This is a genomic window from Pseudoalteromonas sp. BSi20429 (assembly GCF_000238895.1).
Lineage (GTDB): Bacteria > Pseudomonadota > Gammaproteobacteria > Enterobacterales > Alteromonadaceae > Pseudoalteromonas > Pseudoalteromonas arctica.
Window position 1 is genome coordinate 1 of the sequence record NZ_BADV01000022.1, and the last position, 23,325, is coordinate 23,325.

The 23,325-nt window shown below is 39.6% G+C and carries 21 protein-coding genes; 11 read left to right on the top strand and 10 right to left on the bottom strand.

The window, feature by feature from the left end:
• The first annotated feature begins 599 nt into the window (after positions 1-599).
• The 6 genes from P20429_RS15525 (at position 600) to cyoE (ending at position 6,163) form a co-directional block, all read left to right on the top strand.
• Positions 600-1,019, top strand: a complete 420-nt coding sequence (locus P20429_RS15525) for a hypothetical protein (protein ID WP_007581161.1) — start codon at positions 600-602, stop codon at positions 1,017-1,019.
• A 320-nt stretch (positions 1,020-1,339) separates the two neighbouring features.
• Complete coding sequence (cyoA, locus tag P20429_RS15520; protein WP_007581164.1) at positions 1,340-2,299, top strand: ubiquinol oxidase subunit II; 960 nt, start codon at positions 1,340-1,342, stop codon at positions 2,297-2,299.
• Between the two features lie 2 nt (positions 2,300-2,301).
• Positions 2,302-4,290, top strand: a complete 1,989-nt coding sequence (cyoB, locus tag P20429_RS15515; protein WP_007581166.1) for a cytochrome o ubiquinol oxidase subunit I — start codon at positions 2,302-2,304, stop codon at positions 4,288-4,290.
• Entirely contained in the window at positions 4,287-4,913 is a 627-nt protein-coding gene (gene cyoC / locus P20429_RS15510) for a cytochrome o ubiquinol oxidase subunit III (protein WP_007581168.1), read from the top strand. Before cyoB ends, cyoC begins: the two co-directional genes overlap by 4 nt.
• Positions 4,913-5,269 (top strand): cytochrome o ubiquinol oxidase subunit IV, encoded by a 357-nt coding sequence (gene cyoD, locus P20429_RS15505; protein ID WP_007581170.1) that lies wholly within the window; start codon positions 4,913-4,915, stop codon positions 5,267-5,269. The genes cyoC and cyoD overlap by 1 nt, the downstream gene beginning before the upstream one ends.
• A 9-nt stretch (positions 5,270-5,278) precedes the next feature.
• Positions 5,279-6,163 (top strand): heme o synthase, encoded by an 885-nt coding sequence (gene cyoE, locus P20429_RS15500; RefSeq protein WP_007581172.1) that lies wholly within the window; start codon positions 5,279-5,281, stop codon positions 6,161-6,163.
• Between the two features lie 60 nt (positions 6,164-6,223).
• Here the strand turns inward: cyoE and P20429_RS15495 are convergent, their stop codons facing one another.
• Together P20429_RS15495 and P20429_RS15490 are read right to left on the bottom strand one after the other, a co-directional pair.
• Positions 6,224-6,811, bottom strand: a complete 588-nt coding sequence (locus P20429_RS15495) for an FMN-binding negative transcriptional regulator (RefSeq protein WP_007581174.1) — start codon at positions 6,809-6,811, stop codon at positions 6,224-6,226.
• Positions 6,811-7,386, bottom strand: coding sequence for a GNAT family N-acetyltransferase (locus P20429_RS15490; RefSeq protein ID WP_007581176.1), 576 nt, complete (start codon positions 7,384-7,386; stop codon positions 6,811-6,813). The genes P20429_RS15495 and P20429_RS15490 overlap by 1 nt, the downstream gene beginning before the upstream one ends.
• A gap of 106 nt (positions 7,387-7,492) precedes the next feature.
• Here P20429_RS15490 and P20429_RS15485 point away from each other — a divergent pair, with 106 nt between their 5' ends.
• A complete protein-coding gene (locus tag P20429_RS15485; RefSeq protein ID WP_007581181.1) occupies positions 7,493-8,950 on the top strand; it encodes a PLP-dependent aminotransferase family protein in 1,458 nt (485 codons plus the stop codon).
• A 14-nt stretch (positions 8,951-8,964) separates the two neighbouring features.
• Here P20429_RS15485 and P20429_RS15480 read toward each other — a convergent pair whose 3' ends face one another.
• The 4 genes from P20429_RS15480 to P20429_RS15465 form a co-directional block, all read right to left on the bottom strand.
• Entirely contained in the window at positions 8,965-9,630 is a 666-nt protein-coding gene (locus P20429_RS15480) for a hypothetical protein (RefSeq protein WP_007581183.1), read from the bottom strand.
• 196 nt (positions 9,631-9,826) lie between these two features.
• Positions 9,827-11,809, bottom strand: coding sequence for a phytase (locus P20429_RS15475; RefSeq protein ID WP_007581186.1), 1,983 nt, complete (start codon positions 11,807-11,809; stop codon positions 9,827-9,829).
• An 11-nt stretch (positions 11,810-11,820) separates the two neighbouring features.
• Complete coding sequence (locus tag P20429_RS15470) at positions 11,821-12,795, bottom strand: metallophosphoesterase (protein WP_007581188.1); 975 nt, start codon at positions 12,793-12,795, stop codon at positions 11,821-11,823.
• A 61-nt stretch (positions 12,796-12,856) separates the two neighbouring features.
• Positions 12,857-15,160 carry a TonB-dependent siderophore receptor gene (locus P20429_RS15465; RefSeq protein WP_007581190.1) on the bottom strand — a complete coding sequence of 768 codons (2,304 nt, stop codon included), beginning with the start codon at positions 15,158-15,160 and terminating at the stop codon, positions 12,857-12,859.
• Between the two features lie 297 nt (positions 15,161-15,457).
• On the opposite strand from P20429_RS15465, the gene P20429_RS15460 reads away from it, so the two are divergent.
• Positions 15,458-16,378, top strand: coding sequence for a GGDEF domain-containing protein (locus tag P20429_RS15460; protein WP_007581193.1), 921 nt, complete (start codon positions 15,458-15,460; stop codon positions 16,376-16,378).
• Positions 16,362-17,363, top strand: coding sequence for an AraC family transcriptional regulator (locus P20429_RS15455; protein WP_081473423.1), 1,002 nt, complete (start codon positions 16,362-16,364; stop codon positions 17,361-17,363). The genes P20429_RS15460 and P20429_RS15455 overlap by 17 nt, the downstream gene beginning before the upstream one ends.
• A 1-nt stretch (position 17,364) precedes the next feature.
• On the opposite strand, the gene P20429_RS15450 is transcribed toward P20429_RS15455, so the two are convergent.
• From P20429_RS15450 to ettA, 4 genes are all read right to left on the bottom strand, one after another.
• A complete protein-coding gene (locus tag P20429_RS15450) occupies positions 17,365-17,868 on the bottom strand; it encodes a TlpA disulfide reductase family protein (protein ID WP_007581197.1) in 504 nt (167 codons plus the stop codon).
• 62 nt (positions 17,869-17,930) lie between these two features.
• Complete coding sequence (locus tag P20429_RS15445; RefSeq protein WP_007581199.1) at positions 17,931-18,839, bottom strand: histone deacetylase; 909 nt, start codon at positions 18,837-18,839, stop codon at positions 17,931-17,933.
• Between the two features lie 53 nt (positions 18,840-18,892).
• Positions 18,893-19,261: a PilZ domain-containing protein gene (locus P20429_RS15440; RefSeq protein ID WP_007581201.1), complete on the bottom strand. Its 369-nt coding sequence runs from the start codon at positions 19,259-19,261 to the stop codon at positions 18,893-18,895.
• Between the two features lie 156 nt (positions 19,262-19,417).
• Entirely contained in the window at positions 19,418-21,091 is a 1,674-nt protein-coding gene (gene ettA, locus P20429_RS15435; RefSeq protein ID WP_007581203.1) for an energy-dependent translational throttle protein EttA, read from the bottom strand.
• Positions 21,092-21,313: 222 nt separating this feature from the next.
• Here ettA and metA point away from each other — a divergent pair, with 222 nt between their 5' ends.
• Positions 21,314-22,261 carry a homoserine O-succinyltransferase gene (gene metA, locus P20429_RS15430; RefSeq protein ID WP_007581204.1) on the top strand — a complete coding sequence of 316 codons (948 nt, stop codon included), beginning with the start codon at positions 21,314-21,316 and terminating at the stop codon, positions 22,259-22,261.
• Positions 22,251-23,324 (top strand): homocysteine S-methyltransferase family protein, encoded by a 1,074-nt coding sequence (locus P20429_RS15425; protein ID WP_007581206.1) that lies wholly within the window; start codon positions 22,251-22,253, stop codon positions 23,322-23,324. The genes metA and P20429_RS15425 overlap by 11 nt, the downstream gene beginning before the upstream one ends.
• Position 23,325: the final 1 nt, after the last annotated feature.

Here is a 23,325-nt window from a genome sequence, read left to right on the forward strand (position 1 = left end):
GACCAAGAATCTTTATATTGTGTGTGAAGATGTTGTCAGTGTGAAAGGCAACTCAAATCCGGTGGATTCACTTCCATAAAGAACGAGTTTGAGTTGTTTTTATTTCCTTTCAATGCCACGTAATGTAAACCAAAAATCTTTATATTGTGTGTGAAGATGTTGTCAGTGTGAAAGGCGGCTCAATTTCGGTGGTGACTGAATTTGAGCTGTTTTTATTTGTGCCACACAATTATTATTCCTTCCAAAAAACCTATAGTTTTATTAAATACTCTGCTTTAAATCATTTTTAATTCAAGCCAACTCAATGTTTTTTATATTGTTATGTTTTATTAACAAAATAGCTTCGAAAGCTTAACCCAAATTAATTGATTTTTAGTTGAACAGAAAATTCTCTTTGTTATACTCACGTTCGAACTTTCAGTAAGTTTTGAAAGTTTGATTGATACGGATCAATTTTCGCTAGGTAAATATGTGCTAGCTGGATTTGATTGTATTTAGCACCTGGTTTTAGGGCTTACAACAGCAATGTTTTTTAAATTTTTCCATTGCAAACTGTATTCCTCTAATTTTGTTATAGTCATTTTAGTAGGTTAATGTTTTTGAACACACTTTCTTTGCATCATACAAATACGGATCTTGCCTCTGGCGAGCCGCAGACGTGTGAGCGCTTGAATAAAGCAGGCAAGGGCGTGTGTGTAGCTATAACTTTATTAGTGTTTAATACTGTAATGTTGCTAAGCGGTGCACTAGAGGATGCCTTCAAGCTTGAAGCGCTATTAAGTGATGGGTTTATTGTAGAGCCGCTGTTACTTACTATTGTGCAATTTTTAGCTCATCCGATCATATCAAGTCAGTTACTTATTGGCCTTTGCTGGCTATTGTTCCATATTTTTCCAGCGCGTCGTGCTGGAATTATCCTCCGTAAAGCAGCCTTTGCTTTTAGCGAGGCTAAAGTTCTTCAGCCAGTGCAAGTTGCACACGGTTGTCGTGCTCCACCTAGCTTTACAGGTTGTCTGTAAGGCTGCATTTTGTTGCTGGTTTTAATTATTTGTTCTTGCTGTAAATAATTAAGGTTAGCTAAAACAAAGTAGCTCAGTGTTTTTTAAACACATTTCAGCCAACCACCACTCACCCAAGTTAACTTTTATTACGTTATATAAATGCGTTTAGAAAGCTGGGTTTGTTGCTAGGTCATTATTGGCATGAGCTTTAGGTTTTGAATAGCCCCCTTATTTTTTATAATTTAATTCCAGTTAACTTGGGTTTTTACCGAAAAATCGTTGCTTTGTTTTTTATTTAAAGCAGCAAATTAGAACTTTTAGGTTTGTAGGATACTCCCTTGTTAATTCGTAACCTTTGTAATATTGCTTTAGCTAGTACAGTGCTGGCGTTGTCAGGCTGTAAAGGCGGGATACTCGATCCAAAAGGGCAGATAGGCATAGATGAGAAAAATTTAATCATCATCGCAACCGTGCTTATGTTGCTTGTAGTCGTTCCCGTTATTGTGATGACTTTGTATTTCGCATGGAAATATAGAGACACGCAAACTCATGAAATTTACGCTCCAAAATGGGCTCATTCAAATAAAATTGAAGCCGCAGTTTGGGCTGTCCCTATTGTTATTGTGATTATTTTAGGTGTTATTACCTGGGTGTCTACCCAAGAGCTAGACCCTTACAAACCAATTGAAGGTAAAGGTAAGCATCTTACTGTTGAAGTGGTTTCATTAAACTGGAAGTGGCTATTTATTTATCCTGAGCAAGGTATTGCTACGGTTAATGAATTAGTGTTTCCGGCTAATGTACCTGTTGAATACAAAATCACTTCAGAGAGCACAATGAACTCGTTTTTCATTCCGCAATTGGGTAGTCAAATATACTCAATGGCCGGTATGGAAACCAAGCTTCACTTAATTGCTAATGAGCCAGGTACATTTAAAGGCTTTTCGGCAAATTACAGTGGTGCAGGCTTTACTGGTATGAAGTTTAATGCCATTGCTACACCTACTCAAGCTGGTTTTGATAAGTGGGTGAGTGATGTAAAAGCGAATTCAAGCGCTAGTAATCTTACTCATGCAAATTATGTTGAACTTGCAAAAGCAAGCGAAAATAACCCAGTTGCTTATTACGGTAAAGTTGATGACGGCTTATTTCATACCATCGTTATGAAATACATGCAGGCACATGGCGATATGAACAAAAAGCAACATGCAATGGGCGAACATGGGCAAATGAGTAAGCAGCATCAAGCAATGGATGAACACTCAATGCCATCATCTCACAGCCAGGGCGAGGAATAATAATGTCGTTATTAGGTAAACTAACAATAGACGCAATTCCGTTTCATGAGCCAATTCTTGTGTTCACGATGTCGGTTATTGCGATAGCTGGGCTTATTATTGCCGGGCTTATTACAAAGTATAAAAAATGGGGCGTGCTTTGGCGCGACTGGATCACGTCTGTTGATCATAAACGCTTAGGCGTAATGTATATTCTTTTAGCACTAATAATGCTGTTCCGTGGTTTTTCTGATGCCATTATGATGCGTGCTCAGTTAGCGCTTGCTACCAGTGGTGCGCCCGGTTATTTACCACCTGAACACTACGACCAAATATTTACTGCCCACGGCGTAATTATGATCATATTTATGGCTATGCCATTTATGATTGGTTTAATGAACATTGTTTTACCACTGCAAATTGGTGCTCGCGATGTTGCATTCCCATTTTTAAATAACTTAAGCTTTTGGTTTACAGCCAGCGGTGCCATTTTAATTAATATGTCGCTAGTGTTTGGTGAGTTTGCTAAAACAGGTTGGGTGGCCTATCCACCGCTTTCGGAGTTGACCTTTAGCCCTGGGGTGGGGGTAGATTATTATATTTGGGCCTTGCAAATATCCGGGCTCGGTACACTTCTAACAGCAGTAAACTTTTTAGCAACCGTGTTTAAAATGCGTGCACCAGGTATGACCCTAATGAAAATGCCAATTTTCACATGGACATGTACGTGGGCAAACATCTTAATTGCAGCATCATTCCCAATTTTAACTGCTGTACTTGCAATGCTAACGCTTGACCGTTATCTCGATTTCCACTTCTTTACCAATGAATTGGGCGGTAACGCCATGATGTACATTAACCTGTTTTGGGCATGGGGTCATCCTGAGGTATACATATTAGTATTACCAGCGTTTGGTATTTTCTCTGAGATTATTTCTACCTTTGCGGGTAAACGTTTATTTGGTTACAAATCGATGGTTTACGCCAGCGGTGCAATCTCAATTTTAGGCTTTATTGTTTGGTTACATCACTTCTTTACGATGGGGTCGAGTGCTAACGTTAACGCGTTCTTTGGGGTAATGACCATGGTTATTGCTGTACCAACTGGGGTTAAGTTGTTTAACTGGTTATTTACCATTTACCGAGGTCGCTTACGTATTAGCGTACCGGTACTTTGGACACTTGGCTTTATGGTTACCTTTACCGTAGGCGGTATGACCGGTGTATTACTTGCTATTCCTGGTGCCGATTACGTACTGCATAACAGCTTATTCTTAATTGCACATTTTCATAACACCATTATTGGTGGTGCTGTATTTGGCTACCTTGCTGGTTTTGTATTTTGGTTCCCTAAAGCAATGGGCTTTAAACTTAACGAAAAATGGGGCAAAGCATCATTCTGGTGTTGGATTATCGGTTTCTTCGTTGCATTTATGCCGTTGTACGTACTTGGTTTCTTAGGTATGACACGTCGTTTAAACCACACTAACAACCCAGATTGGAACATTTGGTTATACATTGCCGCAGGCGGTGCTGTAATTATTATGTTTGGTATTGTTAGCCAAGTAATTCAATTATATGTGAGCTTTAGAGACCGTGAAGCGCTTGACGATACAACAGGCGATCCGTGGAACGGCCACACACTTGAGTGGGCTACAAGTTCACCTCCGCAAATTTATAACTTTGCAACAATTCCACACATCGATGATATTGATGCATGGACCGACATGAAAGAAAAAGGCCAAGCATACCAAGATAAAGCAAACTATAGCCCTATTCATATGCCTAAAAACACATCAGCTGGCGTGTTAATGGCAGCAAGCTTAACAGTATTCTGTTTTGCAATGATTTGGCATATTTGGTGGTTAGCTGTTGTTGGGCTAGTAGGCGCAATTGCCATCTTTATCAAACGTTGTTACACCAGCGATGTTGATTACTATATTCAACCTGATGAAATTGCACGCACTGAAGCTGCGTATAATTCAAGTGGCATTAAGGAGCTAAAAGCGTGAGTACACTTTCTGCAAATTTAGAATCAGTATCGCACGATGATCATGCCCACGCGCATGATCATCACGATACATCGGGTGACACCATATTCGGTTTTTGGTTATACCTAATGACCGATTGCCTATTGTTTGCCTCGTTTTTTGCCACTTACGCTGTGTTATTTATGAACACAGCGGGTGGTGTATCGGGTAAAGATATTTTTGAACTCGACTTTGTAGCAGTAGAAACTGCTGCACTACTTATTAGTAGTATTACCTTTGGCTTTGCCATGATTGCCGCTCAAGGGCAAAAAAAGGCACTAACACTGACTTGGTTATTTGTTACGTTTTGTTTAGGTGCTGTGTTTATTGGTATGGAAGTATACGAATTTCATCACCTAATTGTGCACGGTAATGGCCCACAACAAAGTGCCTTTTTAACATCGTTTTTCTCATTAGTTGGCTTACATGGATTACATGTAACGGCTGGACTAATTTGGATGACCATAATGATGATAGAAGTTGCTAAACGTGGTTTAGGTAAAGCTACCGTAACGCGTTTAAGCTGCTTAAGCCTATTTTGGCACTTCTTAGACATTGTTTGGATTTGTGTATTTACCGTTGTTTATTTGATGGGAGCAATGTAATGAGCCACAGCGAAACGCATGCGTTAAAACAAGCGCAAAGTGATCATCATGATGAATCTCATGGAAGTGTTAAAACTTACTTAATTGGCTTTGTGCTATCGGTAATTTTAACTGCTATACCGTTTTATATGGTTATGGAAGGTGACTTCTCAAAAGCAACAACGCTTTGGAGTATCGTTACTTTAGCTATCGTACAAATTTGGGTGCATTTAAAATACTTTTTACACCTTAATTTTACGACCGAAGATGGTCGTGCAAGTACTTTCTCATTCCTATTCAGTGCTCTGATCATCGTAATGGTTGTTGGGTTATCTGTTTGGATCATTTATGAATCTAACGCAATGATGATGTACTAGGAGTTGAAGATGTTTCGTCGTTATTTATCAGTGACAAAGCCGGGTATTATTATGGGCAATTTAATCAGCGTAGCGGGCGGGTTTTTACTTGCCTCGCGCGGTGATATAGATCCATGGTTAATGATTGCCACATTAATTGGCTTGTCGCTAGTGGTTGCATCAGGTTGTGCTATCAACAATGTTATAGATAGAGACATTGATGTAGCCATGGCACGTACTCGTACGCGGGTAACAGTAACTGGCGAAATGTCGGCCTTTGCTGCACTTAGCCACGGTGTTTTATTGGGCGTTATTGGCTTTGGTTTACTTATCGCCTATACCACTCAAGCCGCGGTATTTTTTGCAGCCTTTGGCTACGTAATTTATGTAGGGGTTTATAGCCTCTACATGAAACGCAACTCAGTATATGGCACTTTTGTAGGCAGCCTTTCTGGCGCTGTACCGCCAGTAGTAGGGTACTGCGCCGTAACAGGGCAGTTCGATATGGGCGCATTAATACTGCTAGTTATGTTTAGCTTATGGCAAATGCCGCACTCTTACGCCATCGCTATTTTTCGCTTTAAAGATTACCAAGCTGCAGGTATTCCAGTATTACCTGTTGCGCAAGGTATCGACAAAGCAAAGCGCCACATTGTGCTTTATATTGCTGTATATGCCTTAGTTGTGATGTTACTGCCAATTACTGGCTACACAGGTGCTGCTTTTATGGCTGTTGCTTGTATTACCAGCTTTTGGTGGTTGCTAATGGCGCTACGTGGTTATCGTCGTAATATTGATATGAGCAGTTGGGCACGTAAAGTGTTCGCATTTTCAATTATTAATATTACAGCGTTAAGTATTGCTATGGCTGTTGATTATCATAGCGTTGCTCCACAGCTATTAACGCTTACCTAATTTAAAATTTTTAACTATTCCAAAGTTAATCCAAAGGCTCGAAAGAGCCTTTTTTTATGCCTAAAATAGCTGTGCAATAGAGCGCTTATTGGCAAGTTCTAGGCTTTGTTTTATACGTGCTCTTACCTCAGGTGATTTATTTTGGCTTAGCTTAAAGTTTCCACTCCAATGAGTGGGAGTAAATTCTATAAAGCTTAATTGTTGATACATTGCTTGGCGACTGCTTTTGGGCACGTCAGTAATATCCCACATTGGATTAAAGGGTTGCTCAAAATAGGTTGTTAGTTGCCGCATTATTTTGTCTTTCTCATTATCGCTTTCAATAATATTCACATTTGCAGTTACTTGTACTGATGAATAAAGCCAGCTCGGCAGTGTTTTATTATTACTATACGAGGGAGATAGATAACAGTTATCGCCACTAAATAGTAATTTCACTGACTGTTTATCACATTGCGTTAGCGGGTTATGTCTTGCTACGTGTGCAATAAATACATTACGTGAGGGCTCATATAATACAGGGACTTGGCATATCTTATTTAAGTCACTTTGCGAGCAGGGCATTAAAATACTCGCTAGAGGGAATTGCTCAACTAATGCCTGCAAACGTTCAATATTATGTTCTTGAAAATATATTGGTGGGTACATTAAAGCTTCTCCTCTAACTGCAACTTAATACTCTGCCAATGCTCGTCAATAATGCTAAATTTTGCAGTGCTTCTGTAACTTCCATCACTTAGCAATCTATCTTTATGGGCTATACCTTCAAATCGGGCGCCTAGTCGAGTAATTGCATTTCGAGATTTTTGATTTTGTTCGTGAGTATTAAATGTTATTCGCACTAAATTCAACGCGTCAAAAGCATAGCTAAGCTGTAAATATTTAGTGTGAGTATTAATATAAGTTTGCTGCCAGTGATGGCTTATAAATGTATGACCAATTTCAGCACTTAAGTTATGTGTATCTAATCTAAATAGTCGTGTAGTGCCTACAACCTCTTTGCTGGCTATGTCTATTATGGCAAATACAATTTGTTCTTTTTTATTAAATTGTGCACTTGTAGTAAACCATTTCTTTAACTGTTCGGGTGTTTTTGTATAGTTGCTTAATACCCATTCCCATATTTTTGGATGTTGCCCAGCTTTATATAAGCCGTTTAAATGCTCATAATTTAATGGCTCTAAAATGACCTTATTTGTTTTATGTATCTGTTGAGTAAACATGTTGCCTCTAAGCTTTGCTATTTACGAGCAACAAATGTACGCTTATTTGGTTTAGTAAAAACAACCAGAATTGGCTTTTTAGCTATACCAGTTTTAAAGGAATAACATGCAACCGCTTAATATTGAATTTAATAACTCAAACAAAGCTAAGTACTTACAAGTTGCAGATGCTTTGCGCGGTTCTATAGTAAAGGGAGATATTGCACCTGGTACAAAACTAAGTTCTGCTCGAGTTATGGCGCAAACGTATAAGTTAAACCGTCATACAATAATGAACGCATTGCAGTTATTAGTAGCCGAAGGATGGCTAGAGTCCCATGAACGCTCTGGGTATAGCGTCACTCAAACACTGCCAATTCAAAGCAGTGTTAACTGTGAGCACACGCCAGTTTTAACACCAAAACCTTATAAATTTGCTACAGAGTTAGCCGTGCCTGTTCCAGCAATGAATTTAAAAGACTACGTATATAATTTCGCAGGTGGACTTCCTGATTTAAATAGCTTTCCCTATAAAGAATTTAAACGCTCTATGAGCCATGTATTCAATCATTTAGATACCAGTAAACTTCATTATGGCGATATAGCTGGAGTGAGTGAGCTAAAAGCTCAGATAAGTGATTACTTACATAAAACTAGAAATTTAAAAGCATCAGACTTACTTGTATGTAATGGCTCACAAGAAGCTTTATTTTTAATTTCAAAGGCATTTATAAGTAAAGATGACTTCGTAGCCGTTGAAACTTTAGGTTACCCGCCAGCACGCAAAGCCTTTGCTGCTTGTGGCGCGCAATTAATAGATATAAAACAAGATGAATGTGGTTTATGTGTTGATGATTTAAAAGCGCAACTTAAACGATATCCAATAAAAATGCTCTACTTAACCCCGCTGCATCAATACCCAACTACCGTTACGCTTTCGCCTACAAGGCGCATGCAAATTTATCAATTATGTTATGAGTATGGCGTAATGATTGTAGAGGATGATTACGATCACGAGTTTCATTATCGCTGTCAGCCATTACAGCCTATGGCTGGGGACGATCCCGCTGGGATTATTATTTACTTATCTACATTTTCTAAAATCATGTTCTCAGGCGCTAGAATTGGCTACATTTGTGCAGCTCCTGAAGTATTAGCACAGTTAACCGCATGGAAGCAGTTAATGAATCATAAAAATGATGTGGTTATGCAGCTAGCCGTTGCGCACTTTATGCAAGAAGGTGGATTTGAGCGCCACTTAAAACGCATGACTAAACACTATAAACAACGTTATGAAGCAATGGACAACACGTTGGCGCTGCTGCAATCACAGGGTTTACCAATAGAGTATAAAAAGCCAGATGGCGGCATGGCAATGTGGGTTAACTTAAATAAAAATACGAGCAATATAAAACAAGCAATGCAAAGTAAAAGCCTATATTTACAAGCAGAATCTGAGTTTTACTTTGCTGATTCAGTAAGAAGTTTAATGCCTAAGCAATATAGTTATGTTCGCTTAGGCTTTGCAGGACAATCAGTTGAGGCAATGAAGCAAGGGCTCAAACTAATCACTGAATATAAGTAACTAGATACCATTAACTATTTCTTAAAATCATCAGCATTGTAATAAAGTGGTTTAAGGGTGCCGCAATTAATAAACTTATAGGTAAGCTCATTTTCAGCTGGGACACGTTTTGAGGTACGAAGCTTTTGCATACACGCATTAACTAAATCGACAAAAATAAGATGGTTATAGCTCGGCGCTTTTTGAATTTTATGAATATAAATACGCTCAGTACCGCTTAGTGTAATCATGTCGTAGTCTTGCCATTGCGATGATTCACTCAAATCTTTTAGTTCTCTGGCATACAGCTGCTTACTCAAGACCAACTCTTTTTTTGAATAAATTAAACTACCACCTTGTTGATAATCACCCTCGTAAATATCGGCAATAATCGTAATTTCTTCACCACGCATTAAATACTGAATATTAAACGCTTGTGGCTTTACGGTGATTAACTCGGCATTTCTAACAAAGCCTAAAAATGGAACATCGGGGTTTCCTATTTTATAAACAACTTGCACATCATTGGGTAAATTATAGGTGGGTAAATTCATTGCAATAATAGATGAGCCTTGATTAACCAAAGCCATAGGATGCTCAGCATTGTAAGCGGGGTCTACCGGTGGAAGTTCTGCTTTTTCTTCTTCAGCTGCGGCAAAGCCACTTAAAGTAATTAGTAATAAAGTAAGTAGTAGGCGCATTACAATCTCAATTAATTTATGAGCTTAAATTGTAGTATAAAAATATATATTACATTGAGTTAATTACACTTAATACTTAACTGCAAAGGATTGTATAAAAGGCTCAAATGAGCCTTTTATACAATTTCAAGGTAATTTCAAGATGGTTTCAAGGTAATCTCAAAGTGACATTAAAGTAATAGCGACTAAATAAGCACTACTTAATTGCTTTTTTTACTTCTCGCCAATCTATTATTTTAAAGTTTTGAGGCTGCTGCGGCATACGGTTATAACCATCTTGTACAACTAAAATACCTTCAGGATAACCCGGAAGGGACTTAGCTGTTACTGTTAACCCGTCGGTTTCTGATGAGCCATCAATACCATTAACCAAATCACTTATTACACTAAACTTACCTGCAAACTCTAAGCTAGGTGTTTTAATGCCCGCAGTACCATTCTTTATTTTATACAGTACGTAGCTGTTATCACCTTGGCTCGAAACAACTAAATAACGTGTTTTGTCGCTGTGGTAAATTTCCATACCTTCAACATCATCAACAAGTTGCTCATTTATGTCTTGTAGCATAACCGGTGTACTTCCTGCCGTTGGCTCTGCACCTATAAACCAAATACCGGCATCTTCTTCGCCTACAAATAATTGTCCTAGTTCATCATCTGCACTACAGCCTTCTGGTTGGCTTGGTAGGTTAAACTCGCGAACAAGTTTGCCTGTTGTTTTTTCGTTATCCTCACTGATTTTATATTGCTGATACAGCCCCGATTTATCATTTACAAATACATAGTTCCCCGTATTTGACGAGTACATACATAAGCCATAAATTTCATCAAGATTGGTAGGAATATCAGTAATGTACTTCACATTATTATTAGCTTGTACTGTAAATACACTAATACCGTTAAGTGTTCGGTTACTGGCGGTTATTAATGTATTGGTACTGTTTTTAATGGTGCTATTTTGTCGCAGGTCCACGTTATTTAAACGACCAACTTCAAGTGACTGTTCAAGCTTGCCATTTAGGCTATATACCATTAGTCCACGGCGTTTATCGGTGCCTAAAATTAAGCTGTTTGCTGCATTTTTAGGGTTAACCCAAATTGCCGGATCGTCTGCTGCATCACCAAATGCTTGAACGGGGGCAGTTTGTGCACTTGCCTTTATTTGAGTAAGTGATTGGGTGCTGGTTTTTAATGATTTTTTGATAGGTGTTACAGGTAATGTACTTTTAATATAAGCGCCTGTTTCGTCGTTATACAGCACTGCCGTTGCCGTGTTGTTACTTGTGTAATTTACCGCTACCGATTCCAAGCTCAAGTCACCATTTAACATCCAGTTATTAAACGCTTTGCCAATTGGATCATAAGCATACACAGTATTGTTTTTGGTACTAGTAAACCAAAGCATACCATCTTGCGAAGCCGAAATAGCTCCTAGTTCACTGTGTAACTCTCCAAAGGGGGCGACTAAAGCAATCGGTTTTTTATCTGCTTGCGATTCAGCGTTCGCGTTTATTGCCCAAATGCCTACTTCGCTTTCACTTACATATAAGGTATTTGTTGTTGTACTTACAGCACAACCCGACGCCTCACTAACGCCAGAAAATTCACGTACATTTACGTTAACCGCTTTATTATTCGCTGTATCAAAAACAATAGTTTCAGTAATTAGCCCGCGTACATCAGGTACAAATGCTGATATTGATTCACTCGCTTTATTAGCAAATAAACACACTGTATCGGGTTGTGCTTGTGGTGGATTAATACGTGTTAGTTCAGTTGTATTCCAGCCACTTTGAGTGTGTTCAAGATTAAATATAACAACGTTATCTTGATTGTTATCAATAGTTGCAACCAAAAATGAGTGTGCTGTTAGCTTAGTGACAGAAAGTGCTTCAAAGTTACCTTTTTTTATAATGCTGCTTTGTTGCGTTTCACTTTCAACTAACACTAAGCCTTTGCTTTCGCTTGCTAGCAACCAATTGTTATTATTTAACCATGCCGCTTGTGAGCCTTGCATGTTATCTGTTGGACCAAATTTAGTACTATTAATGACTACTTTATCGGGTGTGTTTTTTACTGCCGTATTTGTAGTCACGTTACTATTGCTACACGCACTTAATGTACTAAGCACTAAGCTACTTACAATTAAGCTAATAGATGTTTTTAATTTAAAGTTCATGTTGTAACCCTTTATTGGTCAAAGCGCTTTTGAGTGCTGTAACGCACTTTGCCTTTATAGTTAATAGCCGTTGCTTTTAGTGCTTCATTGTTAATCGAAAAGCTCAAAAATCCTGGAGTAGCTTCTGCAAAACGCGTAAATTCACGTTGTTTTACGTAACGCGCTTCGCTACCACCACCAGATACAAAGTGGTCGAGTTTACTGCCATCTATTTGGTTATGTTGCAGGTCATGTTCGTGTCCTGCTATGTATGCTTGCACACCATTTTGCTCAAATATGGGCTCGAGTAAATTACGTAAACCTTCAGTAAGTCCGTAACGTTTTCCACTGCTATAAAGTGGGTGATGACCAACCACTATTTTCCATCGTGCTTGGCTATTTTCGAGCTGGCTATTTAACCATGTTAATTGCGCTTGGCTGTTTTGCCCTTGAGTTGCTTTGTATTTTTCGCGTGTTTTGTATTCAGGATTTAAAGTATTAGTGTCTAAAAACACCATTAATATCTGCTCGCCACCTTTTAAAGTAAAGGTTTTGCTGTAATAGCGTGCAGGTAAATTCCAGCGCTGACTTTTTTTACTGTAATCAAGTTGTGCTTGCGCATTACCTAAATAATCATGGTTACCCAGTACTACATACCAAGGCTCGAATGTATGTGGGCCATGGTAAATATCTTCATAGGCACTTTGCCAAAGCGGGTCGTTAACACTTCCCACGCCATTGGGATAAAAGTTATCGCCAGTTGAAATAGTAAAATCACCATCCGTTTGAAACATCGCTATTTCTAACTGGTGTGCTACGTCTTTTTGATAAAAGTGCCCGTTATGACCCCAATCACCAATAACCGTAAAATTTAAGCTCTTAGGCAGCACCGTCAAGTTGGCAATTTTTTGTTGCTCGTATAATACATCGGTGTACGTTACGTTTGCCAATACGCTTTGTATACTGCATAAGCCAAGTGTTATTAGCAGTAATGTTTTTTTTATCATTATTGTTCTCCCATGTTTGGTAGCGCTAAATAAAGTAATTAGCACTACCTCATAAACTTATTTAAAACGCGTAACGCAGCATAAGTTGATAAACCGGACCCGCTTCTTCAGATTCAATTTCGTACTCATCAAAGCTTCTACTAAACTGATCTTCAACGGTATCAAATTTATTAAAGGTTTCGTCTTTACTTGCATCAAGTAGGTTTGAACCCACCAAGCGTAGCGTTACATCTTCCCAACGTTTTTCTAAAAACACTTCAAAGTCGGCACTGTAAGATGTAGTTATTTCTTCACCTACAATACGTCCATAGGCATCACCTTGCTTGCGGTAAGTTACGCCAAATGCAGCTTTGAGTTTGGGTAAGTCTTGAATAAACCCAACGTTATAAACGTAGTCTGATTGGTCGTTAAATTTGCGAGTTCCAAAAAAATCGGTTACTTCACTATCAAGCCATGAGTAGTTTAAAAATACCCCCGTATTAGGCATGCTAAATGCGCCAAGTGGAGTAGATAAATCAAGCTCAACGCCTTTAACATTACCATCGCCTGTGTTGCGTGGTTGCAGTACAAATGTACCTTCGCCCTCAGAGCCTTCTTGTCCTGTATTTGCTATTTCTATTAGGTCATTTACTTTGCGATAAAATAAATTAATACCTACAACGCCACTTTTTCCTAAGCGATACTCGTAGCCTAAGTCCATACTCCAAGCTGATTCTGGTTTTAATTCAGGGTTTCCTAGTTGGTCGTTATCGCCAAGCTCTTTTTCGATAAGTGCCGGCGTTAAAAAATCAAACTCAGGGCGGCGTAAACTACGCGCAATCGATGCACTTATACGCCCATTTTCGCTAACGTTATAACGAAAGTGTGCCGAGGGGAGGATAAAGTCGTAACTATTATTTTCGGTCACGCCAATTGTTTTATCATTAATTTCAGAATCGGTAGACTCCCAGCGAACGCCCAGCTCCCAAGCAAATAAATCATCTTTGTGCTTAACAAGGGCAAATAAGTCAAAGCGATCTTCTTCTAAAGTATTTACACCACCAGTAACCGCTTCGTACTCGCTATTAAATGCAGCAAGCGTTAAAGGTGTTGCTGCGTATTGATCCCAACTGGTAAGTGCAAGTTCTAATTCGTTTTGCGATTCTAAAATTTCACTGTCGCGTTTTTTATTTTGTAAAAATGCACCAAACTGAATTTCTTTGCTGTCACCCCAAGGTTGGCTGTGTTGCCACTGTAGAGTCCATTCTTTATCATCTATTTCACTTTTAGTTTGCTCTTCTTCAAATATCATGGGCAGCTCTGAGGTATCTAATTCGACTTCTTCCTCATAAACAGACTCTTCAAACCTAGCAAAGCCAAATTTAAACTTACTTGTGCCGCTTAGTAGTGGAAATTCATAAGCGGTATTGATGTTGTAATTAGTTTGGTCAATATATTTAACATTCGCATTATCTGTTTCTAAGTTACCGCCATTTACAATATCGTTATTGGTTGCAGTTGGGTCGTTGTATTCAAATGAACGTTCATCCTCAGTACGCTCTGTATCAACCCACATAGCGCTAATATTAAACTGACTATCGTCGTCAAAAACAATTTCGTAGCTGGAGTTAAGTGACGTGTCGTCGCCATCGCGAGTGTCAGATTGGTCTTCGCGGTTATCAAATTCTTCTGTTTGAAAATTTATATTGTTTTCTGGGCTATCACTGTAGCGCAGGCTGCTTTTTTGTTTTGGGTTATATCTGCCTTGTAAATTTGCACCAAGTAATAAACGTCCACCCGCAAATTCAGTACCGTACACAGCAGCCAAGCTTTCTTTAAATTCACCATCATCATAAAGCAAGCCACCAGCACGCAAGTAACCGCCATCTAAACTGTAACCATCGCGCAATACAATATTTAATGTGCCCGCAATAGCATCGGCTGAGCGGTTAGCACTTGATGAGCGAATAATTTCAACGCGTTCAATTAACTCTGCCGGAATGCGGTCAACAAAAAATGAACGGTCGGCACCTGCGCCAGGTACTTCTTCACCGTTTATAAGCACCTTTGTATAAGCAGGGCTTAACCCCCGCATACGTGCACCATCCGATTCAAGTACATCCGATAAAAATGTAACACTGGGTACTCGTTTTAATGCATCGCCTGCGGTTAAAGGTTCAAAACGTTGAAAATATTCTTGTGAATATTCTAAGGTTGGTGCGAGTTCGTCAGAACGGTTTCTGTAACCAATTTCACCATATACAACAATTTTGTCAGAAACTTCGATATCTTTTTTTGTAGTTTCTTTTGCATCATCTTCTGCATAAGCCGTTAAATTGCATAAGGTTAATGCGGCTACCAGTACTTTTATTTTAAAATGTTTCATTGTATTTGCTCTTGGATATTGCTGGGTTGTTTCTTGGTATGGCGAGCAAGCTAAAGATATTTGATTACGTAAATGTGACAGGGTTTAGGTTAAATACATGTATTTAGAGGTATTTGAGCAATATCTAGAGCGTATTGAGCTTTTATCACTCCTCGTAAAGTCAGGTGTTATGTACCGTGCAGGGCTGTTTTTAAAGTAGGTATCATCTCGTTGTCATATAGCTGAGCTAATATGACCCTGCTAACAAAAACTTGTATGAACTAACTTTAAAACTCATTTATAAACGAGATACCGCACATGCGATTTAACCCCTTTATCAGCCACCGATTATTAATAAACGCTATTATTGCGATGTTTTTTAGCGCTGTGTTTTTAAGTAGTTATTTAGGTGTATTAAAAACTTACGCCAGTATTCAGTGGCTCGATATTATGGGGGAGGGCGGTATTGTATTAATGACTCTTGTATGGATTGCCTCGTTATTAATTTCAAGACCACCGAGTAAAGTAACCACTTACTTAGTAATAGGTGTTGGGCTATTTATGTTCTCGGCAACCCTAGATTTACTTGATGAATGGCTAATGCATCCAGCGCATCAATGGCTCAGTTGGATTGAATCTCTGCCAGCACCTTTAGGCATGTTGTTAACGAGTGTGGGTTTGTATTATTGGCATCAAGAGCAGTACGTATTAAATCGTCAGCTACGCCGCCGTGAAGCGCATTTACGTGAGCACGATAAGGTGTGTTCAGTTACAGGTCTTTATAAGGCGCAGTACCTAGATTCAGCAATTAAAGAGCAACTTACGAGCAAACAACCACTCTGGCTTGGGGCTATTGATATTCGTGATTTTTCGCATTTTAATAGTGAGTTTGGCTTTAGTGAGGGCGACCGGTTACTGCGTGAAATTAGCGAGCTATTGTTAATGAATTGCCGACTAAGTGATGTAGTGTGCCGCTACGCAGGAGATTGCTTTATGGTATTGATGCCAGCCACCACAGAGCAGCAAGCTAAAGAGTTGATGGCACAAATTAAAGGAGCTCTAAAGCATTGTGCATTTAAAGTTGAAGCATCTAAAAAAGCAAAGTTTCAATATGTCACTACCGCCTTAATACAAGGTAATAAGCATAGCAGTACAGGTAAACTAACAAGCCAACTTCATAGTCAATTACAACAAAAAAAGCATCAACAAAAAGTAGCGCTCCGTGCACATGTTTGTTAGCCAAGACGACAAATATTTAAGCGCTCAAGGACTTATTACGTCAGCTGTAGAGCTTGCTCAAAGCCGAAACATAAATTTACATAAGCTGCTACGCGGTACCGGTATTTTTGAACAAGACTTACTTAATTTTCAGCATACATTTAGTGTGTCTCAGCAGGTGCGTTTATTAGCTCAATTTAAGTTGTTGATGAAAAGTACCGACAGTGGTTTTTTACTCGGTAGCCAACTTATTAACGACACTCGAGCCGAAGCTCAGGCATTAATATATAGCGATAATTTAGCTCAAGTATTAAAGCAATTATCACTTTTAAGAATGCAATTAGCGCCTTTGCTGTTTAGCCAAACGTATATTAAAAACGATAATGTTTATATTTATATTCAGCCAGCACATGGACTTGATGAAAGCCTTTACCACTATGTGCTAGAGATATACAGCACTGCATTTTATAGTTTACTTAAACGAGTGAGCGAAAGTTACCCGCATTGTCAGTTCGACTTTGCTTTTAAACGCCCTCGGCATATTCAAGAGTATGAACAAAATTTAGGGCTAAAGGTAAGTTTTGATAAGCCATGTACTCGCTGGGTATTAAATAAAACCATGTTAAGGGCTAAAAACCCGCATGCGAGTCAATTACGATTTATGCAAGCGCAGTCGCAGCTACATAATAAAAGCGTAGTTAGCATGACTTTTATTGAAGCCGTCTGCAGATACTTATACTCTCACCCAAGTGCTAATTTAGAGTGTACCGCAAAGCACTTTGCTATGAGCTCAGCTACATTTAAGCGCAGACTCAAACTCAATGGGGTACGCTTTTCAGCGTTAATAGATGAGCAAAATAAGCACAAAGCTATTTACCTACTTACTCTGTGCGCTAAACATAACGAACAAGTCGCTGAGCATTTAGCTTTTTACGATATACCTAACTTTCGGCGCGCCTTTAAGCGCTGGACAGGCTTAACACCTAATCAGTTAAAAGCGCAATAAGTTACTCAGTTGCCATGTCGATGGAGTGCAACAATGTTCGTGCCTTTAAATGTAGGTTTGCGTCCTCTGGATTTGACGTATTAGTCAGCCAAATTACATTGCCTTCTTTATTTACAAACAATGTAGTAGGTGTGCCTCGTATACCTAATTGCTGTGCTATTGCATCGGCTTTTACGGCTGTTTTAAAAGTATAACCTCTTTCGCTAAGTGCTTTAGCGGGAGTAGCATCGTCATCTTCTTTAAAGCTCACGGCAATAACTTGTAAGCCCATATCATCAATTTTTTGAAGTGCTGGCTGCAGCTTTTTACAGTACGGACACCACGTTGCCCAAAAGTGTAAAACGTAAGGTTGACCTAATAAATCTTGAGTATTGAGTGCAGATCCATCAGCCATTTGTAAATTTAATGTAGGCAGCTTAGGGTATATTTCTTGCGTGCTTTCTTCTTGAGAGTAGCTTGTAAAGCTTATAAAAATTAGTGCGATGGCAATAAATAGTTGCTTCATAATATGTTCGTTCTTATTTTACATATTGAATAAGAACGGGAATTTAACATTTTTATTTCAAACTAAAAGCGAGCGGCTTGCTCAACAACAATAGCATGGCGTTTAGCGAGGCGAAGATGGTCTTTATCATAGCCACCACCTATTACTGTAGCAACGGGTGTGTTGTGTTCAAGGCAGCGTTTTAGCACTAAATGGTCGCGCTTAACTATGCCATCCCAGCTGATATCTAATTTACCCAAGCCATCGCCTTGCCAAATATCAACGCCAGCATCGTAAAGTACCAAGCTTGGGTTTAGCTCTTTAAGTAAATAACTCAAGGTGTCGTCAACTACGGCAAGGTATTCGTCGTCTTTCATGTTATCGGCTAAGCCAACATCTAGATCGCTAGCGGATTTTCTAAAGGGGAAGTTTTTTTCACAATGGATAGAACAAGTATAAGCGTATGCTTGATGCTCTAACATTGCAGCTGTGCCATCACCTTGGTGCACGTCTAAATCAAAAATAAGTACGTTAGTTACTTCACCCGATTCAATTAAAGTTTGCGTGGTAAAGGCTAAATCATTAACCATGCAGTAGCCTGAGCCAAAATCGGTATGCGCATGGTGTGTACCACCGGCTAAGTGGCACGCTATACCGTGTTTGAGTGCTAAGCGGGCTGTTTGTAACGTCCCTTGAGGGGCTGTGAATGTTCGTGCCATAAGCTCTTTTGACCAAGGTAGGCCAATGCGACGCATTGCTTTTTCATCTAAGCGGTTATTCCACAAATCGTGTATGTAATTTTCGCAGTGTATTAGCTCAAGAGGCTCTGGCGTGCCTAATATTGGCTCAACCAGGTTATCGCCAATCAAGCCCAGCTTTGCTACATGCTGATATAAATGTGCAAACTTACTCATTGCAAAACGATGCTTTGGATCGAAATTAAACGAGTAGTTAGGGTGATACACCAAAGGTAAATGTGGATTTAAAGTCATGTTTGCACAAGTTAAAAAGTTTGCACTATGGTAATCAACTAATCCAAATGAGTCTATTCTTGCGTGTCGTGAATCAACATAGCGAGTTCGCGATGTAATAGTTCGTCATCAGCTAAGTTTAGCTCTATTAAACGCTTTAAATAAGTAATGCTGTCTATATCAATATGGTGGCACTTTAAACCAATATGATCCGCTTCTATATGGCACACCACAACCTCCATTTTTATTTCTATTTCGCTTTGAGGCAGCGAAAAACGCAGAACAGCTTGGCTATTTTGGTTGCCAATAAAAGCATCACATTTAGTGATTAATGCGCCATGCAAAGATACATCAAGTAATTTACATGGGTATTGGTGATCATTAAAAATCACTTGTGCATCGGTTGAAAATAAAACACGAGAAAACTGACGACGATTTTGCATAACCTAATTTAGCCTTACTGTTTTTATAATAAATTAAGCATAGCGGGTAATTCTCTACATGCTAGCAGGATATGCTCCTGTAATGCTGGTGGCATAAAAAAGCCCCGCATAAATGCAGGGCTTAGTATTACTGTAATAAATTAGCTCCAGTAAATATTAACCAATTTTTTTGTACTTAATACGTTTAGGTTCAGTTGCTGCTGCACCTAGTGTCTTTTTAAGCCACTCTTCGTATTCAGTATAGTTACCATCAAAGAAGTTAATTTGACCTTCGTCGCGGTAATCTAAAATGTGCGTAGCAATACGGTCAAGGAACCAACGGTCATGCGAGATACACATTACACAACCAGGGAACTCTAAAATAGCGTTCTCTAGTGCACGTAGTGTTTCAACGTCCAAGTCATTGGTTGGCTCATCGAGTAGTAACACATTGCCGCCAGCTTTTAATAACTTAGCAAGGTGTAAACGGTTACGCTCACCACCTGATAGGTCTTTAACAAATTTTTGCTGATCGTTACCTTTAAAGTTAAAGCGACTTACATACGCACGGCTTTGGAACTCAAAGTTACCAATTTTTAGTACGTCTTGACCGTCTGATATTTCTTGGAAAACAGTTTTGCTTTCGTCCATACCGTCGCGGAACTGATCAACAGTAGCAAGGTGTACGCTTTCGCCAACGGTAATGCTACCGCTGTCTTGCTTTTGCTCACCACTGATCATTTTAAACAGCGTTGATTTACCCGCGCCATTAGCACCAATAATGCCCACAATGGCACCTTTTGGCATACTAAAGCTTAAATCGTCAATTAAAACGCGATCGCCAAAACTCTTACGAAGGTTAGTTACTTCAAGCACTTGGTCGCCTAAACGCGGGCCAGGTGGAATAAACATCTCGTTAGTTTCGTTACGTTTTTGGTAATCAGACTGCTGCATTTCAGTAAACTGAGCCATACGTGCTTTTGACTTAGCTTGACGACCTTTAGGGTTTGAACGAACCCATTCAAGTTCTTGCGCAATTGATTTTTGACGTGCTTTTTCAGATTTTTGTTCTTGCTGTAAGCGCGCATCTTTTTGTTCAAGCCAAGAAGAGTAGTTACCTTCCCATGGAATACCTTCACCACGGTCGAGCTCTAATATCCAACCAGCTACATTATCAAGGAAGTAACGGTCATGCGTTACCGCCACAACAGTGCCTTCGTAATCGTGTAAAAAGCGCTCTAACCATGCAACCGACTCAGCATCCAAGTGGTTAGTTGGTTCATCGAGAATAAGCATGTCTGGTTTTTCAAGCAGTAATCGACATATAGCAACACGACGACGCTCACCACCTGAAAGGTGCTCAATTTTAGCATCCCATTCTGGCAGACGAAGTGCATCAGCAGCACGCTCTAAAACGTTATCAATGTTATGACCATCGTGCGCCTGGATAACAGCTTCAAGCTCGCCTTGCTCTTTTGCAAGTGCGTCAAAGTCAGCGTCTTCCATGGCGTATTCGTTATACACTTCGTCAAGGCGTTTAAGTGCGTGTTTAACTTCGCCAACAGCTTCTTCAACAATTTCACGAACTGTTTTGCTTTCGTCTAAAACAGGCTCTTGCGGTAAATAACCAATTTTTGTACCAGGCTGAGGATGTGCATCACCTTCAAAATCTTGGTCAACACCGGCCATAATACGTAGTAACGTAGATTTACCAGAACCGTTTAAACCAAGCACACCAATTTTAGCGCCAGGAAAAAAGTGTAACGAAATATCTTTTAAGATAGTGCGCTTAGGTGGCACAACCTTAGATACTCGACTCATCGAGAATATAAATTTATCAGGTAAAACCATGGAGGAAAGCCTTCAAATAATAATAAAAATTTCAATGTTGTATTGTAGTGGCTGACAGGTGAAACAGTCAACGAATGGCGGGTTTTAAAGCACTAAAGCATGCTTGTAAGTAAAGTATAAAATCATGAATAAATTTCATTTAGACATCTATACATCTAGAGGTTGATATTTTTTACTTTCAGTTCATAATTAAGCTTCGGTTTTTATGAGCAGGAGTAAAGTATGCCAATTACAGTAAAAGACGAGTTGCCGGCAATTGCACGTTTACGTCAAGAAAACGTATTTGTAATGCCAAAAACACGTGCAAAAACGCAAGAAATACGCCCAATGCGTTTGGCTATTTTAAACTTAATGCCTAATAAAGTAGAAACCGAAGTTCAGTTTATTCGCTTGCTTGCCAACTCGCCTTTGCAAGTTAACGTAGAGCTACTGCGCCTCGACACTCACCGCAGTAGCAGTAATTCAGAAGAGCACCTTGATACCTTTTATCGTTATTTTTCTGAGGTTAAAGACAACAATTACGATGCGTTAATTGTAACCGGTGCGCCACTTGCGCATTTAGAATACGACGATGTAGCGTACTGGGATGAGCTAAAAGTCATTATTGATTGGGCTGAGCAACACGTTACCTCTACGTTATTTTCGTGTTGGGCAGCACATGCAGCGTTATATCACCGTTACAATTTAAAGCGCGATTTAAAAGACGACAAACTGTGTGGCGTATTTACCCACCAATGTTACTTTGATCACGGCGCACTGACTCGCGGATTCGACGACACCTTTTTAGTACCGCACTCACGCTACGGCCACATTGATATAAATAAAATAAACGCCTGTGATGAGTTAGTAGTACTGGCAGGTTCTGAGCTAGTAGGGGCTTACTTACTTAAAAATAAATCAGGTAGCCAAGTGTTTATAACCGGCCACCCAGAGTACGACGCCGACTCGCTAAAAGCAGAATACGAGCGCGATTGTAAAAAGAGCCCTAATGCACCAAAACCCGAAAATTATTTTCCGGATGACGATGCAACCAAACAACCTTCAAAAACGTGGCAAAGCCATGCTTTTTTACTTTTTTCGAACTGGTTAAATTACTACGTGTACCAAACCACACCGTATGATATTAATTTAGTTAGCCAAGACGTGAGGACTAACAACTATGCCGAATAACGCTCCTACAAATAATAAGCAAGCCGAAATAAGCGCCGCATTAAAAGAACGCATTTTAATTTTAGATGGCGCTATGGGCACCATGATCCAAGATCATAAGCTAGAAGAAGAAGACTATCGCGGAGAGCGTTTTAAAGACTGGCATGTATTAATTAAAGGCAATAACGATTTATTAAGCCTAACCAAGCCCGATTTAATCACTGATATTCATCGTGGTTTTTTATCAGCGGGCGCCGATATTATCGAAACCAATACGTTTAACTCGACCACTATTTCGATGGAAGATTACGACATGGCAAGCCTAAGTCGTGAAATAAATCTAGAGTCGGCCAAATTAGCACGCGCCATTTGTGATGAATTTACGGCTAAAACGCCAGAAAAACCACGCTATGTAGCGGGTGTTTTAGGGCCAACCTCTAAAACCTGTTCAATTTCGCCAGACGTAAACGATCCGGGTTACCGAAATGTCACCTTTGATAAGCTGGTTACTGCGTATATTGAATCAACACTTGCATTAATGGAAGGCGGCGCCGATTTAATATTAATCGAAACTATATTCGACACCCTTAACGCAAAAGCGGCCTCGTTTGGCGTAGAAGAAGCCTTTGAGCAAGCAGGGCGCACATTACCAGTTATGATCTCGGGTACTATTACCGACGCCTCTGGTCGTACGCTTTCGGGGCAAACAACCGAAGCATTTTATAATTCTATTCGCCATATTAAGCCTATTTCAATTGGTCTAAACTGTGCGCTTGGTCCTGATTTACTGCGCCAGTATGTAGAAGAGTTATCGCGCGTGTGCGAAACCTTTACATCGGTACACCCTAATGCAGGCTTACCAAATGAGTTTGGTGAATACGACTTAGAAGCGGGCGATATGGCAACCGAAATTATCGATTGGGGTAAATCGGGCTTTATTAATATAGTAGGCGGATGCTGTGGCACCACGCCTGCGCATATTCGCGCTTTTGCAAAAGGTTTAGCGGGCGTTAAACCACGCCAACTACCAGAGCTTGAAGTACGCATGCGTTTATCAGGCCTTGAAGCCTGTAACTTAAATTAAG

Coding starts and splice junctions, on each gene's coding strand:
- cyoB (WP_007581166.1), top strand. CDS start 2,302: ATGTCGTTATTAGGTAAACTAACAATAGACGCAATTCCGTTTCATGAG.
- cyoD (WP_007581170.1), top strand. CDS start 4,913: ATGAGCCACAGCGAAACGCATGCGTTAAAACAAGCGCAAAGTGATCAT.
- cyoE (WP_007581172.1), top strand. CDS start 5,279: ATGTTTCGTCGTTATTTATCAGTGACAAAGCCGGGTATTATTATGGGC.
- P20429_RS15495 (WP_007581174.1), bottom strand. CDS start 6,811: ATGTACCCACCAATATATTTTCAAGAACATAATATTGAACGTTTGCAG.
- P20429_RS15490 (WP_007581176.1), bottom strand. CDS start 7,386: ATGTTTACTCAACAGATACATAAAACAAATAAGGTCATTTTAGAGCCA.
- P20429_RS15485 (WP_007581181.1), top strand. CDS start 7,493: ATGCAACCGCTTAATATTGAATTTAATAACTCAAACAAAGCTAAGTAC.
- P20429_RS15480 (WP_007581183.1), bottom strand. CDS start 9,630: ATGCGCCTACTACTTACTTTATTACTAATTACTTTAAGTGGCTTTGCC.
- P20429_RS15475 (WP_007581186.1), bottom strand. CDS start 11,809: ATGAACTTTAAATTAAAAACATCTATTAGCTTAATTGTAAGTAGCTTA.
- P20429_RS15470 (WP_007581188.1), bottom strand. CDS start 12,795: ATGATAAAAAAAACATTACTGCTAATAACACTTGGCTTATGCAGTATA.
- P20429_RS15465 (WP_007581190.1), bottom strand. CDS start 15,160: ATGAAACATTTTAAAATAAAAGTACTGGTAGCCGCATTAACCTTATGC.
- P20429_RS15460 (WP_007581193.1), top strand. CDS start 15,458: ATGCGATTTAACCCCTTTATCAGCCACCGATTATTAATAAACGCTATT.
- P20429_RS15450 (WP_007581197.1), bottom strand. CDS start 17,868: ATGAAGCAACTATTTATTGCCATCGCACTAATTTTTATAAGCTTTACA.
- P20429_RS15445 (WP_007581199.1), bottom strand. CDS start 18,839: ATGACTTTAAATCCACATTTACCTTTGGTGTATCACCCTAACTACTCG.
- P20429_RS15440 (WP_007581201.1), bottom strand. CDS start 19,261: ATGCAAAATCGTCGTCAGTTTTCTCGTGTTTTATTTTCAACCGATGCA.
- ettA (WP_007581203.1), bottom strand. CDS start 21,091: ATGGTTTTACCTGATAAATTTATATTCTCGATGAGTCGAGTATCTAAG.
- metA (WP_007581204.1), top strand. CDS start 21,314: ATGCCAATTACAGTAAAAGACGAGTTGCCGGCAATTGCACGTTTACGT.
- P20429_RS15425 (WP_007581206.1), top strand. CDS start 22,251: ATGCCGAATAACGCTCCTACAAATAATAAGCAAGCCGAAATAAGCGCC.